The 18,055-nt window shown below is 38.3% G+C and carries 17 protein-coding genes; 13 read left to right on the top strand and 4 right to left on the bottom strand.

Translation table 11 applies throughout. From position 1 onward, the window contains the following. Positions 1-5 precede the first annotated feature (5 nt). Together glgD and glgA are read left to right on the top strand one after the other, a co-directional pair. Positions 6-1,112 carry a glucose-1-phosphate adenylyltransferase subunit GlgD gene (glgD, locus tag CKK03_RS20660; RefSeq protein WP_099364392.1) on the top strand — a complete coding sequence of 369 codons (1,107 nt, stop codon included), beginning with the start codon at positions 6-8 and terminating at the stop codon, positions 1,110-1,112. Positions 1,113-1,124: 12 nt separating this feature from the next. After that, entirely contained in the window at positions 1,125-2,561 is a 1,437-nt protein-coding gene (gene glgA / locus CKK03_RS20655; protein WP_099364391.1) for a glycogen synthase GlgA, read from the top strand. A gap of 34 nt (positions 2,562-2,595) precedes the next feature. Here glgA and CKK03_RS23855 read toward each other — a convergent pair whose 3' ends face one another. Beyond that, positions 2,596-2,733 (bottom strand): hypothetical protein, encoded by a 138-nt coding sequence (locus CKK03_RS23855; protein ID WP_180271337.1) that lies wholly within the window; start codon positions 2,731-2,733, stop codon positions 2,596-2,598. Between the two features lie 51 nt (positions 2,734-2,784). Next, the gene (locus CKK03_RS23850) at positions 2,785-2,949 is read right to left on the bottom strand and encodes a hypothetical protein (protein WP_180271336.1); all 165 of its coding nucleotides are present in this window, start codon (positions 2,947-2,949) and stop codon (positions 2,785-2,787) included. 141 nt (positions 2,950-3,090) lie between these two features. Between CKK03_RS23850 and CKK03_RS20650 the strand changes: the two genes are divergently transcribed. Continuing rightward, complete coding sequence (locus CKK03_RS20650; protein ID WP_099364390.1) at positions 3,091-4,020, top strand: SDR family oxidoreductase; 930 nt, start codon at positions 3,091-3,093, stop codon at positions 4,018-4,020. 41 nt (positions 4,021-4,061) lie between these two features. On the opposite strand, the gene CKK03_RS24195 is transcribed toward CKK03_RS20650, so the two are convergent. Then, on the bottom strand, positions 4,062-4,196 hold the full coding sequence (locus tag CKK03_RS24195) for a hypothetical protein (RefSeq protein ID WP_281254541.1): 135 nt from the start codon (positions 4,194-4,196) through the stop codon (positions 4,062-4,064). 56 nt (positions 4,197-4,252) lie between these two features. After that, positions 4,253-5,404 (bottom strand): glycosyl hydrolase family 18 protein, encoded by a 1,152-nt coding sequence (locus tag CKK03_RS20645; protein ID WP_180271335.1) that lies wholly within the window; start codon positions 5,402-5,404, stop codon positions 4,253-4,255. Between the two features lie 141 nt (positions 5,405-5,545). Here CKK03_RS20645 and CKK03_RS20640 point away from each other — a divergent pair, with 141 nt between their 5' ends. The 10 genes from CKK03_RS20640 to CKK03_RS20595 all read left to right on the top strand — a co-directional run bounded on the left by CKK03_RS20640 (position 5,546) and on the right by CKK03_RS20595 (position 18,013). Then, entirely contained in the window at positions 5,546-8,044 is a 2,499-nt protein-coding gene (locus CKK03_RS20640) for a DEAD/DEAH box helicase (protein ID WP_099364389.1), read from the top strand. A 272-nt stretch (positions 8,045-8,316) separates the two neighbouring features. Further along, positions 8,317-9,591 (top strand): HlyD family efflux transporter periplasmic adaptor subunit, encoded by a 1,275-nt coding sequence (locus CKK03_RS20635; RefSeq protein ID WP_099364388.1) that lies wholly within the window; start codon positions 8,317-8,319, stop codon positions 9,589-9,591. Further along, positions 9,575-10,255 (top strand): ABC transporter ATP-binding protein, encoded by a 681-nt coding sequence (locus CKK03_RS20630; RefSeq protein WP_218962815.1) that lies wholly within the window; start codon positions 9,575-9,577, stop codon positions 10,253-10,255. Before CKK03_RS20635 ends, CKK03_RS20630 begins: the two co-directional genes overlap by 17 nt. Continuing rightward, complete coding sequence (locus CKK03_RS20625; RefSeq protein ID WP_099364387.1) at positions 10,252-11,463, top strand: ABC transporter permease; 1,212 nt, start codon at positions 10,252-10,254, stop codon at positions 11,461-11,463. Before CKK03_RS20630 ends, CKK03_RS20625 begins: the two co-directional genes overlap by 4 nt. Before the next feature lie 113 nt (positions 11,464-11,576). Next, on the top strand, positions 11,577-12,392 hold the full coding sequence (locus CKK03_RS20620) for an alpha/beta hydrolase (RefSeq protein WP_099364386.1): 816 nt from the start codon (positions 11,577-11,579) through the stop codon (positions 12,390-12,392). 157 nt (positions 12,393-12,549) lie between these two features. Then, positions 12,550-13,224 carry a serine/threonine protein kinase gene (locus tag CKK03_RS20615; protein ID WP_099364385.1) on the top strand — a complete coding sequence of 225 codons (675 nt, stop codon included), beginning with the start codon at positions 12,550-12,552 and terminating at the stop codon, positions 13,222-13,224. A gap of 181 nt (positions 13,225-13,405) precedes the next feature. After that, the gene (locus CKK03_RS20610; protein WP_099364384.1) at positions 13,406-14,563 is read left to right on the top strand and encodes a pyridoxal-phosphate-dependent aminotransferase family protein; all 1,158 of its coding nucleotides are present in this window, start codon (positions 13,406-13,408) and stop codon (positions 14,561-14,563) included. 224 nt (positions 14,564-14,787) lie between these two features. After that, positions 14,788-16,074 (top strand): SPFH domain-containing protein, encoded by a 1,287-nt coding sequence (locus CKK03_RS20605; protein WP_099364383.1) that lies wholly within the window; start codon positions 14,788-14,790, stop codon positions 16,072-16,074. Positions 16,075-16,118: 44 nt separating this feature from the next. Next, positions 16,119-17,198: a TFIIB-type zinc ribbon-containing protein gene (locus CKK03_RS20600; RefSeq protein ID WP_099364382.1), complete on the top strand. Its 1,080-nt coding sequence runs from the start codon at positions 16,119-16,121 to the stop codon at positions 17,196-17,198. Further along, positions 17,192-18,013 carry a TPM domain-containing protein gene (locus CKK03_RS20595; protein WP_099364381.1) on the top strand — a complete coding sequence of 274 codons (822 nt, stop codon included), beginning with the start codon at positions 17,192-17,194 and terminating at the stop codon, positions 18,011-18,013. The genes CKK03_RS20600 and CKK03_RS20595 overlap by 7 nt, the downstream gene beginning before the upstream one ends. The last annotated feature ends 42 nt before the right edge of the window (positions 18,014-18,055 follow it).

Genomic DNA, 18,055 nt, shown 5'->3' with positions numbered 1-18,055 from the left:
TGGGATTGGAACGAGTAATTGGCGTAATAAACTTAGTAAATGATAAACAATATTTAAAAGAGTTAACACAACATCGTTGTTTGGCAGCAGTACCATTTGGTGGAAGATATAGATTAATCGATTTTACAATGTCCAATTTTATTAACGCTCAAATTAAAAAGGTTGGCGTATTCACAAAGGACAAATATCGTTCAATCATGGATCATCTCGGTAATGGGAAAGAATGGGACCTCGACCGACGAAATGGGGGATTGTTTATTTTACCTCCAATCCACCCGGACAAAAGTATAGTTGGTGATGTCCAGCAATTTTATGATCACCTTGAATTTTTTAAGAGATCCCATGAGGATACAGTGATTTTATCTCCTGGTCATCATGTTTATAAAATTAATTTTAATGATGTCATCAAAAGCCATAGAGAAAGTGGTGCAGACGTTACAGTCGTTTATAAGGATTATGATGGAGAGCCTGTCGATAAACCAATCTATCATAAATGCATTCTGGATGCTGATGACAAAGTGAAAAACCTAGAACTCTATACAACTCCGAAACAGGGAGACCCTGTTTGTACGGAAACCTTTGTTTTTTCAAAGAAATTGTTAATTGAACTTATTACGAAGTGCTATGAAAATGGAGAATTCGATTTTATTCGAGATGTGGTTAAAGCAAATTTACAACGTCTCAAAGTAAACAGCTATCATTTTAAAGGTTATATGCCATTTATTCATTCAATTTCAAGCTATTATAAAACGAATATGGATTTCTTAAACCCACAAGTGACAAAGGAATTCTTTTTCGATAATTGGGAGATCTATACAAAAACAAAACATGAGCCACCTGTCAAATACTCAACAACTTCTAATGTCAGCAATTCGTTAATTGCAAACGGTAGTGATATTGAGGGTACAGTTGAGAATAGTATTATTTTCCGTGGGGTCAAAATACGCAAAGGGGCGACTGTTAAAAATAGTATTATCATGCAGAAAAGTGTCATTGACGAAGGTACATACCTTGAAAATGTCATTACGGATAAACAAGTAAACATCACATCGGAAAAAGTAATCGTTGGAGAGCTTTCTCCAACTGTCATAAAAAAAGCTGATATTATCTAATGGGGGAAGATCATGAACGTATTATTCGCAGCATCAGAGTGTGCTCCATTTATTAAAACAGGCGGGCTAGGGGATGTAATAGGGGCTTTACCGAATGCACTACTACAAGAAGGCGTACATGTAAGTGTTATCCTTCCGAAATATGGAGATTTAGCTGAAACATACAAGGAACAGCTAGAATTAGAACGAATTATCGAGGTGCCATTAGGTTGGCGTAGACAATATTGTGGTATTGAAAAGTTAGTCCACAACGGAATTAGCTATTATTTTTTAGATAATGAATATTATTTTAAACGCTATGGGAGTTACGGCTTTTATGATGATGGGGAACGATTTGCTTTCTTTTCAAGAGCCGTACTTGAAGCAATCCCATACCTAGACAAAAAGCCAGATGTCATTCATTGTCATGACTGGCAAGCGGGACCGATACCACTATTATTAAAAGCACATTATTCGAATCAACCAGACTATCAGGATATCAAAACAGTATTTACGATTCATAACTTACGCTATCAGGGCGTATTCCCAAAATCGGTTTTAAGTGAATTACTAGATGTGAGTGATCGCTATTTTCATATAGATGGAGTGGAGTTTTACGGTAACGTCAGCTACCTGAAAGCAGGATTAGCCTTCAGTGATACGATAACAACCGTCAGCCCGACCTATGCAAATGAAATCCAGACTCCTTATTATGGAGAACAATTGGATGGATATTTGCGAAAACGGAATTTTGAATTGCATGGAATTGTCAATGGAATTGATCATAAAGCATACAATCCCGCTTCCGATCGTGAACTTTTTACCTATTATGATTCATATGAAGGAAAAATGAAAAATAAAAGAGCCTTACAGGAGCAGCTTGGGCTTCCAGTGAACGAACAGGTTCCTGTTATTTCTATGATTACACGCCTTGTAGATCAAAAAGGAATTGACCTTGTTTTACACGTATTTGAAGAAATCCTGAAACAAAACGTGCAATTTGTTTTACTCGGAACAGGTGAAAGTCATTATGAGGATGCATTCCGTGAAATGGCATACCGGTATCCAACAAAAGTGTCTACGAATATCTTTTTTGACGAGGGACTTTCTCGAAAAATCTATGCCGGTTCCGACCTGTTTTTAATGCCGTCACAGTTTGAGCCTTGTGGGATTGGTCAGTTACTTGCATTCCGCTATGGAACACTACCAATTGTAAGAGAAACAGGTGGTCTCAAGGATACAGTACAACCATACAATGAATTTACAGACCAAGGAAATGGCTTCAGCTTTACGAATTACAACGCACATGACATGTTATATACAATTGAACGTGCGATTTGGTTCTACCGATTCCAGCCAAAGAAATGGAGGGAGCTTTCTGAAAAAGCATTAAAGCTTGACTTCAGCTGGGGAGCCTCTTCAAAAGAATATGTCAAACTATATGAAGAACTACAATTTGCACTCGTATAAGCTAAAAACCGTTAGGGACACACCCTAACGGTTTTTACTGTTTACGACTTAATTGTGTGAGTGCAATTCGTCTCAACGATGAACTGCTAAAATCAGTTGCATTTCTTTTTTTCATCCGTTCACGAATGGGATTTTCATTCGAGATTAACTTTTCATCATTGTTCTCTATCACAGGAATACTCCTCCAATCTTATAAGGAGTAATATTCCCTAGTTAAATTCTTTTAAATCAAAGGAAAATAATGTTCATAACGTGGATTGGAATAGTAGGGCGGTCTTGTTCCAATTTGAGGTAGTTTAAAGCTGTGATTTATATAAGATACCTCGACACGTTTTTTCGATTCGTTCATAAGCAAAAATGTCACTTCTGGACTGTAGTAATAGTTCATAGTTTCAACTCCTTTTAAGTTCCATGCTTAGTTTATTCAATTAATCCCTATAATGAGCCCGTACTCCCAAAGTTGCATTCACTCAAAACTACGTTCTACATAGACTAAATCATCTTGTATTTTATTTAAGGAGGTATATCTATGTCTCACTCGAGAGAAAAAAATGGAGAGAGTCAAAGCTATCCTACGTATCCGAATTATGGAAAAATCACGCAATATAAGGATGTTGCCCTTACAGTTCCTGAACAACGTCAGTATCGCCAACCAGGTGTCGAAAGCTTAATGGTCCCCAGTCCTATTGTGGATAATCCCCAATATAAAGGTAGTGGCAAGCTGAAAGGAAAAGTTACGTTAATCACAGGCGGAGACAGCGGGATTGGTGCCGCTTGCGCTATTGCCTTTGCGAAGGAAGGGGCAGATGTCGCTATTTCTTATTTAGATGAACATGAGGATGCAAATCGCACAAAATCAAAGATTGAAGAAATCGGACAGCGATGTTTGCTTTTACCAGGTGACCTACGTGATAAACAGACATGCATTAATATCGTAGAAAAAACCGTTCAGACCTTTGGGAAGCTTGACATTCTTGTCAACCATGTCGGCATTCAATTTCAGCAGCTAAGTCTTCTTGATATTTCGGATGAACAGTTTGATGATACCTTCAAGGTTAATGTGTATTCTTATTTTTATACAACGAGGGCAGCACTAAAACATTTAAAAAACGGAAGCTCCATCATCAATACAACATCAGTAGTGGCTTATCACGGAAATGATCAACTAATCGATTACACCATGACAAAAGCCGCAATAGTCGGTTTTACACGTGCCCTTGCTAATAATTTAGTATCTAAAGGAATTCGTGTAAATGCTGTAGCGCCAGGAAGAGTTTGGACGCCACTGATTCCATCAAGCTTTTCTCCAGATCAAGTTACACTTGCTGGTAATCCTATGGATCGCCAAGGACAGCCATTTGAACTTGCTCCTGCTTATGTGTACCTTGCTTCTGATGATTCCCGTTTTGTTACTGGTCAAACCATACATGTTAATGGTGGACAAATCACATCATCCTAAAAAAAGTGATTCAATTGAGAATCACTTTTTTGTATTCATCACTATTCATCTTTTTTAATCATTACATTTTGAGGTCGCTTCGGATGTCCATTTTTACCTTCGTCATCTGGACCTGTTAAGGTATTTCTTTTATCTAATACTTTTCCTGTAAATTCGACTGGATTGCGATTTGCCATGTTTTTCACCTCCATCTGTTAGGATGGATGGAAAATGAAATAACATGACAACTATTTTATTTCTTTATGGTGTAGTATTGATCAATAGTTGTCGATGCAATTGATTCATAAAGAGTGTTCGTTAGGCTATTAGCCCCTTTTGCATCTAAGCCTAATTCCCAAATCATCATCCCACCAAAACCATGATTTAATGCAAGCTTTGTTTTTCTTGTCATCATCGCTTGGCCGTTATAATAATAGGTTGTGCCATTCATATTGACGGTATCTTTTACGGCATTATCAGGATTACTTTCCACTATTGCTTCATAGGAAACCTGCTTGATGTTTGGGTCTATTGGCTGCGCATAAAACGGAACACCAAGGACAAGCTTTTCTTTTGGCAGCTTGTGAGTATCAAATAAATCAGCCCAGTAACCTACGATACTTTCAGTAAAGGGGTAAGGTGATAAATTCTCAGCATGGTAACCACCGTCCCATTGGCCATCATATGCCATAATATTTACATAGTTTACATATTGAAACATGGCTGGTTCATATTTCACATAAGCTAATTCAGTTAAGGTTTGGCCATGAATTTTTGAGTGAACTGCAATTGATAATACCTTGTTTTGATCACGTAACTTGTTACCTAATGTTTTAATAAATTGATGTAAATGTTTCGCATCAGCATCTGTACGAGGATGTTCGAAATCAATATCAATGCCATCTAGATTTTCTTGTTCAACAACTCTAATGAGCTCATTCACAAGCTTTTGCTGTGAAGCTGGGTTCGCCAATGCTGCTGAAAAATAATCATAGGACTCTCCGCCATTCATATGGAACCAACCGCCAACGGCAAGCATTGCCTTTGTATCATGTTTATGGGCATTGGCAACCATATTTCTAAGGTTTTTAACTGCATGATCACCCGTAAACAAGAGTTGACCATCCTTTGTCGGATGAACAAAGGAGAAGATAATATGTGTCAGTTTCGAATAATCAATTTGATTGGGGTCTCGAAAATCCTGTATATAACCGACTAAAACGTTTGACGTTTTTTTATCCAGTTTGGGTTTTGCTTTTTGATCTGGATTTTTTGACGAATGTGGCGTTTCATTACCGATTTTGGTTTCATGTTGATTTTGATTTGATAGCCACAAACCTGTTAAAAATCCACCACCAAAAATCACAGCCACCAAGATACTAAGGAAGATAGATCGTTTTTTCATGATGTTGTCCTCCTGTTAAAGTTTATCCTCAAATTTTATCAAATAGTCGTGACATATAGTTGTGGTAATATCATCCTATACATATATTTTTTTAGTCCTATATAAACTAATTACTATACGTCTTTGACAAGGAGCAATTTAATGAGCATTCAACTTGAACAATACTATAATCAAGCAGTCGATCGAGCAAAACAGATGGTTTTGGATGATATCAATCATTACATGGAGCCAAAAGAAACGACCCCTTCATTTGAGCAGTATGTCCGTGAACGAGGGCAGTTTATCGAACAAATTTGGCTCAACGCTTGGTTAAATACAGCAGTTCATGCATCTATATCGGAGAAAAAAGCCTATCTAGTGGAGCATGGATTTGAAGTTGAGGATGTTGGTAAAAAACTACTGAATAAACTATTTCGAACCGAAATTCGTAATATACATCCTTATGATTTAATAGGTTGGCTAGAAGAGAAATACGAAAAACAACCTGAAGAATGGCAGCAAATGTATCAAACCGCAAGAGCCGAGTATGAAGCTCGAATTAAGAAGCAACAGGATCGTGAAACAAAGAGAAAATTTATTCTCAAGCTAAACTTTTACCTCAACGAAATACTTGGGGAGCAATACGAGGAACTTTATCTAAGGATTCGTTATTTACTAGGGAGTCATTTAGCAATCGAGATTGAGCAAAAAGGAATGATTTTATCATCAGACGATGTGACGTTTGCTTCTTATCTTTATAAAGAAACTGAACTTGCGCATAACCGCTATTTTTATCAGGAAAATTTGATTGAGGAATATGAAGATCTCATTTTACATCAACTCATGGATTTCGGGCCCAATTGGTTAAAATCACACCTACCAGAACATATATTCGTAGATTGCCAAAATAGCTTTCAAGAACCATTATCTGATGCATTTTTACAGGAAATAGCCTATGAGTATTTTCTAGATGTTCGGGATGATTTATTTGAGGATATATTAGAGGAATATGTGTCAGACCTTATGAAGCTTATTGACATTCCATTTGAGTTGGACACACATAGACAGCTGTTTTTAAAAGACATAACCGAGAGAAAAGAACGTTCCGAAAAGGAAAAAGAGGAATTAAGACGACAAAAAGAAGAAGAGCAAAGAATGCTTGAGGATATATTCGGACGAGCATATAACTTATCACCTGGCCGAAATATCCAGTATGTTCTTCATGTTGGAGAAACCAATACTGGAAAGACGTATCAAGCAATCCAACGAATGAAGGAAGCTAATAGTGGCGTTTATTTAGCTCCATTACGATTATTAGCACTCGAAATTTATGAAACCTTGAATGAAGAAGGGGTACCGTGTGATTTAAAAACAGGAGAAGAAGAAAAGCTTGTTGAAGGGGCTAACCATCTCTCAGCAACCGTTGAAATGCTAAGAGAAAAGGATTTTTACGATGTAGTTGTAATTGATGAAGCTCAAATGATTTCCGATAAGGACCGTGGCTTTTCTTGGTATAAAGCTATTACAAATGCAAATGCACAGGAGGTTCATATCATTTGTAGCTTTCATGCAAAATGGATGATTTTACAGCTTCTTGGTGATTCAAATGTAGAAGTTTATGAATATCATCGTGATGTACCATTAGAGGTAGAACCTCAATCTTTTCGTTTGAATCAAACCCGACAAGGGGATGCATTGGTTTGTTTTTCAAGAAGAAGAGTTCTTGAGACAGCTTCTGAGTTACAACGAAGTGGACGTCGTGTGAGTATGATATACGGGAGCATGCCACCGGAAACTCGAAAAAAGCAGATCCAACGCTTTAATAACGGGGAGACAACGGTTATTGTGGCTACAGATGCAATCGGCATGGGTTTAAACCTGCCGATTAGACGGATTGTGTTTTTGGAAAATGATAAATTCGATGGAACGAGAAGAAGGCTGCTAACCTCTCAGGAAGTGAAACAAATTGCAGGACGAGCGGGCAGACGGGGAATTTATGATATCGGTAAAGTCTCTTTTACAAGCGATATCAAAACAATGACACGTTTATTAGAACAAGAAGATCCCCCGCTTCAGGGCTTCGCGATCGCTCCAACAAACGCAGTTCTTGAACGTTTTCAAAAATATTCTCGAAAAATGAGAATGTTTTTCTATCTATGGGATCAATTCAAGAGTCCAGAGGGGACGAAAAAGGCAAGTCTATATGAGGAACGGATGCTTTATGAGTTAATTGAGGATACAATTATTGAGGCAAAGCTATCGTTACCTGACCTATATGGCTTTTTGCATCTACCATTTTCGTCAAATGAACCCTCTCTACGTGCCCAATGGAAGAAAACTCTCGAGGCGATTGTCGATGGTTTCCCGCTGCCAGATCCAATCCTTAAAGATTCTGGACTAGAAGAACTTGAGCTCTCCTATAAAGCGGTCGGCCTCCATCTGTTATTCCTTTATAAATTAGGAAAACAGACAGAAGCTCAGTATTGGGAACGAGTAAGGGAAGAAATTAGTGATAAAATACACGAACACTTAAAATCAGGTATTCAGCCAACTAAAAGAGTATGTAAACGATGTGGAAAGAACCTACCAATTGGCTTTTCCTTCGCAATCTGTAATGAATGCTATTTCGAACGGCCAAGACGTGTACAACAACCTAGATAAACGTTAGACACTAAAAGCGATTAAGAAATATCGCGCAAATAAAAAATAATCCAAACGATCAGCCAGATTTACTCTGGGTGATCTCTTTTTTGTAAAAATTTAAAAATATTTGTAAAAAATTGAAACCTTTTAGCAAACTACGTCGTCTTAATGGTTAGGGTAAAATTTGAATATTTTTAAAATCGCAATCTACTGGATTAAACAAGGATACAAAGATTGAGAGATTCAAAATTTACCTATTTAATGAGATGAAAACTATAGGGGGAAGTATGTTGAAGAAAAAGAAGGTTTTAGTATGGGTCTTTTCGATTATCGGAATCCTGGTAATCGCGGGTGGTGTAGCTGCCTTTTTCATAAAAGAAAGGAGTGTGGCATCCGTTGGAGAACAAATTGAGGAAGTAAATGTAACGGTACAAAAAGCAAAAGAGCAAGAATTAATCGAGACGATTCTAGTAACAGGGGAAATTGTTCCTGAAGGTGAACATAAGGTATTCTTAAATCCAGAACATGGAGAGATTAGCGAATATAAGGTAGAAGAAAATAAAACTATAAAAGCAGGAGACCCGCTATTTGTCTATGATTCTTCAAAGCTAGATATAGATTTAACTCGAGCTACTAGGGAAAGAGACTTAATTCAAGTAAGAGCAAAGACAGAACAAAATCAAATCGATGCCCTAAATAAACGGATTGAGGAAGCAAAAAAAGCCCTTGCTGCACAAAAAAACAAACCAAAAACAAAGGCTGCTGAGACACCTGAACAGACTGAAGAAGGTACAGAACCACAACAAGTAGAGGAACCACCAGTTGAAGATGTAAACCAACTTACAAGTGAAAAGGTTCAAATGGAACTACAATATGAAAATACGAAATCAGAAATTACAGCAGCAAATGAACGAATCGCGGAAATTACGAATCAGAAAAAAGAAATGACAGTTGTAAGTAAAATTGATGGAATCATTGTAAAAGTAAATAAAAATATCGCAACGACTGAAGCAGGTGCATCAGAGCCGGTCATACATATCATTTCAAATAAACCATATAAAGTAATTGGAACAATGAGTGAATTTGATGCAGTCAAAATTCAACAGGGACAAGAAGTAATTGTCCGTCCTAAGGTATTCAAGGACCAAGAATGGAAGGGAGTTGTCGAATCCGTTTCTCATTTTCCAAATGATGACGGAGGAGCTGGTGGAGAATTTGCGGGAATGGGTGGCGGCAATGTTACCATGTATCCATTCAAAGTGGGAATTACAGACGACACAACTGATCTTCGTCATGGGTTTCACGTTTCATTAGAGGTTAGAATTCCTGGAACTGAGATTCTTCCCGTTATTTCGCATACGGCTATTTTGGATGAAGGTGGAGTAGCAGTTGTGTATGTCTTAGTAGATGGTATCTTACAAAGACGTGAGGTTCAAACGGGTTCAATGAATGATGAATTTATCCAAGTCACTGAAGGTGTTAATAAGGATGATCTCGTGGTTTTAACACCATATGAAGGAATGTACGATGGAATGGAAGTGACCTCCTTTGATGAAGTTGAGTAAGATTACAAAGGTTTATGGAAACGGGGCTCTTGAGGTACCTGTTTTGCACGGAATTGATTTAACCATTGAGGACGGGGAATTTATTGCCATCATGGGGCCATCTGGTTCAGGAAAATCTACCTTAATGAATATTATTGGTTTCCTAGATTCCCCAACTTCAGGCTCGTTTGAATTGAACGATGAAGAAATAGGACTCGTAAAGGATCGAAAGTTAGCAAAATTGCGTAACCAGCATATCGGTTTCGTGTTTCAGCAATTCTTTCTTTTACCACGTCATAATGCACTAAAAAATGTTGAATCTCCGCTAATTTATGCAGGAGTTCCAAAGCGGGAACGTATTGACAGAGCCAAACAAATGTTAGACAAGGTCGGACTTGGAGACCGAGTCAAGCACTTGCCAAATGAGCTCTCTGGTGGCCAAAAACAAAGGGTTGCAATTGCGAGAGCCCTTGTAAATAATCCTTCAATTGTGTTAGCAGACGAGCCAACTGGAGCTCTTGATTCTAAGACGAGCGAGCAAATCATGGAGTTAATGGTTCAACTAAATAAAGAAGGAAGAACTGTCATCATTGTTACGCATGAGGATGAAGTTGCAGCATACGCAAATAGGGTTATCACATTAAAAGATGGGTTGATAACGGATGACCAAAGGAGAAGGCTATGAGTCTATTAGAAAGCTTTAAAGTAGCATTATCCTCGATCTGGAATCATAAGGTTAGGTCCATTTTGACGATGCTGGGAATCATCATTGGTGTGGCGGCTGTAATTATTATTGTTGCAATCGGCCAAGGGGCCAAAACGAAAATGACAGAGGAATTATTTAGTATCGAAAAAAATGCAGTCGATATTTGGTATCAGCCGATGCCAAAAGAAGGAGAAGAAGAATCAGAAATGTTCTGGATGGAACCTGAATTAACTTCCGACGACGTTGAAACCCTTTCGGTAGTTCCAGGTGTAAAAGCAGTTATCGCTACAAACCAAGGCTGGGGGCCGTTGATCTATAATGACCAACAGGGAGAAATGGAAATTACCGGAGTTGGACCTGAGTTCTTTACAGCTCGAAACATTCAAATTGTTGAGGGACGACCAATCAATGCGAGAGATAATGATGGAAGAAACCGGGTAGTGATGATCGATACTGTCGCAAGGGAAAAATTCTTTCAAGATAAAGAAAATATTATCGGTGAAATCGTCGATCTGAATGGTAACCCATACAAGTTAATCGGAGTCTACGAGTCACCTATCCCTGAGCAATATCGGTATAATGAATCAGGGGAAATGCTCATGCCACGAGGAGTCATTTCAATGATGTTTGGCAATCGAGAAATCGAACGTTTAGCTATAATTGCAGACGATCCAGAGCGAATATCTGAAATCGGTCGATCTGCAGCTGATACCCTCACGGTGGCCAAAAAACTCGAGGATGGGATGTATACGGTAAACGATTTTTCTGAATATGAACAAGAAGTAGATACTGTCATTACAATCATGACTTTAGTTATTGGAAGTATTGCGGGAATTTCATTATTAGTGGGTGGCATCGGTGTTATGAACATCATGCTCGTTTCCGTTACTGAAAGAACGAGGGAAATTGGTTTACGAAAAGCCCTAGGAGCAACTCGGGGGCGAATTTTACTGCAATTTTTAATTGAATCAGCGACATTAACCTCACTAGGAGGTATGCTCGGAATCGGACTTGCAACGATAGGGACCATTCTTGTATCTCAATTTGCGCCAATCACTGCGACCGTTAGTCCAATGATTGTCATAATCGGCGTAGGCTTCTCCGCTTTCATTGGTATCATCTTTGGAATCTTACCAGCAAACAAAGCCTCTAAACTTAGTCCGATTGATGCATTACGTTACGAATAAGGATGGATCTAAAAAGGAGGGACCGACCTCCTTTTTTGTTTTGCCTGAAGGAAGTCAAAAATAAATGTCGAAAATTTATATAGGTGGAAATTATTATAAAAGGGTGGGAAAACATGATTCACGAAAAACACGTACTAAAACACAATAACGAAAAAGCTGAATTATTCACGTATCTTCTAAATAATTCGGAAAGTATTGACCCAGACCGTAGACGTCCAATGATTGTCATATGCCCTGGTGGTGGCTATGTACATACGTCTGACCGAGAGGCTGAACCAGTTGCCATCCAAATGCTGAGTAAAGGATATCACACAAGTGTTCTTAGATATAGTGTGGAACCATCTGTATTCCCGACAGCCCTTTGCCAGTTGGCAAATGCGGTCGGATTAATTCGTGAAAATGCAGAAAACTGGAATGTAGACCCCAGCAAAATCATTGTTATGGGCTTTTCAGCAGGTGGCCATTTAACTGCAAGCTTAGGCGTGTTCTGGGATAAAGATTTTTTATCAGAACAATTAACCTATTCAAAAGAACAAATCAAACCGAATGGATTAGTCCTAAGTTACCCAGTTATTTCTTCTGGTCCACATGCTCACGAGGGTAGTTTCCGAGCTTTATTAGGTGATAAGTTTGAGGACCAAGAGCTACGAGAATTTTTATCCTTGGAAAACCAAGTAACGTCTGAAACCCCACCCACATTTTTATGGCATACGGTATCAGATGCGTCTGTTCCTGTTGAGAACAGCATGCTATTTGCACAAAGTTTATTAAAACAGAAAGTCCCGCTCGAAATGCATATTTATCCTGAAGGTGTTCATGGACTATCACTTGGTACAGAGGAAACGCAGTCAAAAGGAAGAGACAAGCACATTCAGCCGGAGGTAGAGAATTGGATTGAGATGGCTGCAAGATGGGTGAAGGGATTATAAAAATTTATTTGCGGAAAGAGGGTCGTAAGTGGCCCTCTTTTTAATTTGCAACGAATAAGACCAATACCTTGCTATCCGCTTTTTTAAAGGAGTAAAATAAAAAAATACTCATAAAATAGATAATTGATTTTATTCAGCTGACGATTGGAGAGATTATGTGGAACGAAATTGGGAGATTGCTTTTGATTCACTATCTAACATAACTGTTTTATCAAACCCAAATAACGAGCCAGTCACCATTATTGGTGATGCTGATGAGTTAAACTGTATCGGTGTCGGCACAGATGCAGCCGTTTTTCAATTCCTTAATGCCCCAGAATACGCATTTAAGAAATATGCGAAAGACAAAGTTGCCAAAGTTAAGGCTGAGGCAGATGTTTATCAGATCCTAGGTGAATCATCATTCTTTTCTAAATGCTTTGCTTCTAAAGATCATTACCTTGTTTTAAGCTACGAGGAAGGTATCACTCTATATGACTGCATCCTCCAAGGAATTCATATCCCGGAACAAGTTGTAGAAGATGTGGAGGAAGCAAGAAGTTATGTACGTAGCAAGGGGCTAAACCCTCGTGATATCCACCTGAAAAATATATTATTACAAAACGGAAGAGCAAAAATCCTTGATGTTTCCGAATACATTCATCCGGGTAATGATTTTCGATGGGAACACCTAAAAAAAGGATATGAAGAATATTATCATATGATAGACGGAAAAGCGGTACCGTTTTGGGTCGTGGATACAGTTCGTAAGTGGTATAACCAACAGAGCACATATTTCCCTACAATTGATGACTTTATGAAAATCGTTCAGAAGCTTTTATATAGAAAGTAGAAAGATGTTGTCAGTTTTCACAAAAATACAACTAGGCTGTAATTGTTGCTTTCGTAACGACTAAAAAAGCACCGAAATACGACCGAATGTGTTAGAATAATGTGGAAAGCAATGCAGGGTCTGGCTTCATTATTAAACTAAAGCGATTATAAGTGTGGAAGTCAAAATGGAGGTAATAAATATGTATCCACTTATTCTAAGACATCCTGGACCTACTCCAATTCCGAAAAAAGTTGAACTGGCAATGGCTCAGGATATGTTTAGTCATCGTACTGAAGAATTTGTAAAGTTATACAAAGATGCCACACAACGTGTGAAACCTATCTTTGGAACTAAGCAAGATATTTTACTTCTTCCCTCAGGAGGAACAGCAGCATTAGAAGCAGCTGTAGTAAATACTGTTTCCCCTGGAGATGAAGTAGTCGTCATCACAGTAGGAGCCTTTGGAGATTATTTCGTTTCTATTTGTGAAAAATATGGCTTAACTGTACATAAACTAGTTAAAAATTGGGGTGAAGCTTGTACAGAGGAAGCCCTAAATGAATTTTTGAAACCGCTATCTAATATTAAGGCCGTTTTTGCTACGTATAATGAAACTTCTACAGGAATTTTAAATCCGATTGAGCAACTGGCTGAAGTGGTTCATAATCACTCTGACGCTCTGTTTATAGTTGATGGAGTAAGCTGTATCGGAGGAGCCCCTGCTGAAATGGATCAATGGGGAATTGATATATTGGTAACAGGTTCACAAAAAGCGATGATGCTTCCACCTGGACTTGCACTTGTAGCTGTTAGTGAAAGAGCCTGGGAAGTAATTGAAGCCAATAACACCTCTGCTTATTATTTAAATCTATTAAGCTATCGTGAATGGGCAGCAAAAGGAATGACGCCTAATACTCCTTCTATTTCGCTCATAATGGGTCTATCTGCTGTGTGCGATTTAATAGAAGAGGAAGGCGGATTTTCAAAAACGGTTGAACGACACGATGTCATGAAAAACATGGTTCGGGAATCTATGAAAGCCTTATCAATAGAATTATTAACGAGTGACGAGTATGCATCACCTACAATTACGGCAATCCGTGCCCCAGAAGGATTGGATCTTTCAGCCTATTTAGGACATCTTAAGAAGGAATATCACCTAGATTTTGCTGGGGGACTTGGCCATCTCCAAGGCAAGATTTTCAGATTTGGACATATGGGCTATTGCTTCCCTAGTGATGTCCTTCAAGCAGTTTCCCTAATGGAAGCTGGTTTACAAGACTTTTCCTATAGCTTTGAGCCCGGTGCAGGAGTAAATGCAGCACAAAATGTATTCTTGGCCTCATTAAGAAAGTAAACGATTTAATTGCCAGACCCTTTTGATGTAATTAGTTAGTATAGGAAATGATAACAACTGAGTGGGTTTTCCACTCAGTTATTTCTTTGTCGGAAATTTCTTAATTAAACTGAATATGAAACTTATTGCCTAATAAATCGTAGTACATTACTAACAGAGGAAATTGTAAAAACGAATTTTTCATATTCTTAAATAAGGTTTTAGTTTTGTAAGGAGGGGTTTAAATGGGAATTATTAAAGCAGCAGTTAGTGCGGTAAAAGGAAACTTAGCAGATCAATGGCTTGAGGTAATTGAACCACAAGAGATGAGTGATACAACCGTTATGTCGGTAGGTGTAAAAGTACGGGCTAAAGATCGGCGAAATCAAAATTTTAAAGGAACAGATTCCACGATTTCAAACGGCTCAATCATCCATGTGTATCCAAATCAATTTATGCTTCTAGTTGATGGAGGAAAAATCGTGGATTACACAGCAGAAGAGGGCTATTACCAAGTTGTAAACTCTTCTCAACCATCCTTATTTAACGGTCAATTTGAAGAAGCTTTATACGAAACCTTCAATCGTTTTAAGTTTGGTGGTGTTCCATCTTCATCTCAAAAAGTGTATTTTATTAATCTTCAAGAAATAAAAGGGATTAAATTTGGTACACGTAACCCGATCAACTACTTTGACAATTTTTATAATGCGGAATTATTTTTACGAACTCACGGGAGCTATTCTATAAAAATTGTTGACCCGCTCAAATTTTTCATGGAAGCCATTCCTCGAAATAAAACGAATGTTGATATCAATGACATTAATGGACAATACTTATCTGAATATATGAATGCTTTGCAAACGGCAATCAACAAAATGTCCGCAGATGGGATCCGAATTTCGCACGTCACTTCAAAAGGAATGGAACTTGCAAAGTATATGGCAGAAGTCCTTGATGAAGACTGGACGCGGATGCGCGGAATGCAGGTAGAATCCGTGGGAATCAACAGTATTACGTATGATGATGAATCACAAAAACTGATAAACATGAGAAACCAAGGTGCCATGCTTCAAGACCCGTCAGTTCGTGAAGGATATGTCCAAGGTGCCATTGCAAGAGGCTTAGAAGCCGCTGGTTCCAATGATGCTGGATCGATGCAAGGATTTTTAGGCATGGGAATGGGGATGCAAGGTAGCAGTGGATTTATGGGCGCTGCGTCTGAATCGAATCGTCAGCAAATGCAGCAGCAAGCGCAAAAACAGCAAAATCAAGAAGTGGAGAATCCTAATCAATGGAAATGTTCTTGTGGTCAAACAAATACAGGTAATTTTTGCTCAGAATGTGGGTCACCCAAAGAACAAGCAAATAAAGAAACGTGGAAATGTCAATGTGGCCAAGAAAATAGCGGGAAGTTCTGCTCAAACTGTGGCAGTAAAAAGCCTGAAGAACTAACATGTCAAAAATGTGGGTTTAAACCTGCTAATCAAAATGCAAAATTCTGTCCGGAGTGTGGATCTCGTTTTGAACATTAATAATGTGCTAAATCAAGCATATACAGAAGAAGAGGTGATATGGGTTGGGGGTTGTAGTCTATAAATGTATTAACTGCGGGGGACCATTAGCATTCAAAGCTGACACTCAGAATTGGACCTGTGATTATTGTTTAAGTGAATTCACAGAAGAAGACGTGAAAAATTTTATCAATAATGAAAAAGCTGAGGAAGAGGCAGAAGCAAGTAAAGAATCCCTACATCATGCAAAAGAATTAGATCAGGAATTTGATGAAAAAGCTACAGGCTATACGTGTAGTAGTTGCGGAGCAGAAATTGTAACCGATGATACCACTGCTGCAACATTTTGTTATTATTGCCACAATCCTACGATTATCCCAAGGCAATTAGAAGGAGAATATCGCCCAGAGTTGGTCATTCCTTTTAAACTTGACCGTAAAAAAGCAGAAGAATTATTTATAAATTGGTGTAAAGGGAAGCCACTACTTCCCAAGTTCTTCACTTCAAATTCAGAGCTCGAAAAACTTTCAGGAATCTATGTTCCATTTTGGTTGTTTGATAGTAACACTTCTGGAAAAATTGAGGGCGAAGCAAGAAGAGTTAGAACCTATACCAGAGGGGATACCAGGTATACTGAAACAAAATATTATAAGGTGATGCGGGAAGGAAAAGCAATATTCCGTGATGTTCCAGCAGATGGTTCCAAGAAAATGGATGATAAGCTCATGACCATTCTCGAGCCATATGACTATAACGATTTAACCGATTTTTCGATGTCCTATTTGTCAGGCTTTTTTGCCGAAAAGTATGATATGAACCAAAATGATGTATACGGAAGAATTTCCAACGTCCTTCGTAATAATATAGGAACTTTACTCGAAGGTACCATTCATGGATATAGTACGGTCTCGATCCAAAATGCAAACGTAAAGCTATCGAATGTTAAAGCAAAATATGTTTTATTACCCGTTTGGATGTTTACCTACCAATATAAGGGGAAGACCTATATATTTGCGATGAATGGTCAAACTGGAAAAATTGCAGGGGACTTGCCAATTAGTATTGGAAGAGCTAGTAAATGGTTTGGGATGATTTCAGCCAGTGTCTTTGCAGTCCTATCGTTAGGAGGGTTATTTATATGGTAAAGAAAAAAGTTCTTTTTATTCCATTTTTCCTCCTCACGTTATTAGCTTTTGGGACTGTTACATTTGCTGACAACGACCATGTTTTTGATCAAGCCAGTTTATTCTCAGATACTGAAAAAGTAGAATTGCAGGAGCAAGCAATTCAACTAAGTGAACAATTTCAAATGGATATCCGTATTGTCACAACGGATGATAGTGAAGGAAAATCAGCAAGAGATTACGCCAGCGATTTTTATGATACTCATGGATTCGGTTATGAAGGAACAGCGGATGGAATTTTGTATCTAATTGACATGGATAACCGGGAAGTGTATATCTTTACACGCGATCGGATTGTTGATTATTTTCCAGATGTAACCGTAGAGAAAATTCTAGACCATGTCTATCCTTACCTAACAGAGGAAGCGTATGGTGAAAGCACGAAAGCGTTCTTGTCTGACCTTGAGACTACGATGAGTGAAGGAATTCCTGAAGGGCCATCTTCTTCTGGTGGATATGCACAATCGGATAGTTCTACTTCCTATCCATCAAGTACCTCTCAAGGAGAATTACTTAAAGAACTTTTAATCTATTTTGCTATTGCAATCGGGGTTGGCGTTATTTCAGTTGGGGTAATGGCAATGTACAACAGAGGGCCCTCGACGACAACAGCCCATACGTATTTAGAATCTAATTCATTTACTGTAACCAATAAAATGGACCGTCATTACAATACACGCGTAACACAACAAAAGATTCAAAGAAATTCAAATAACGGTGGAGGATCATCTTTTTCCGGCGGCGGCAGATCTGGCGGTGGGGGAAGAGGGTTTTAAGAAAGCATGAGGAGATTGTAAAATGTACCCTATAGAGTAGAC

The sequence above is a fragment of the Fredinandcohnia onubensis genome (assembly GCF_002734215.1).
Classification (GTDB): domain Bacteria; phylum Bacillota; class Bacilli; order Bacillales; family Bacillaceae_L; genus Ferdinandcohnia; species Ferdinandcohnia onubensis.
The sequence above is the reverse complement of the archived record's forward strand: the minus strand, read 5'-3'. Positions and strand labels throughout refer to the sequence as shown.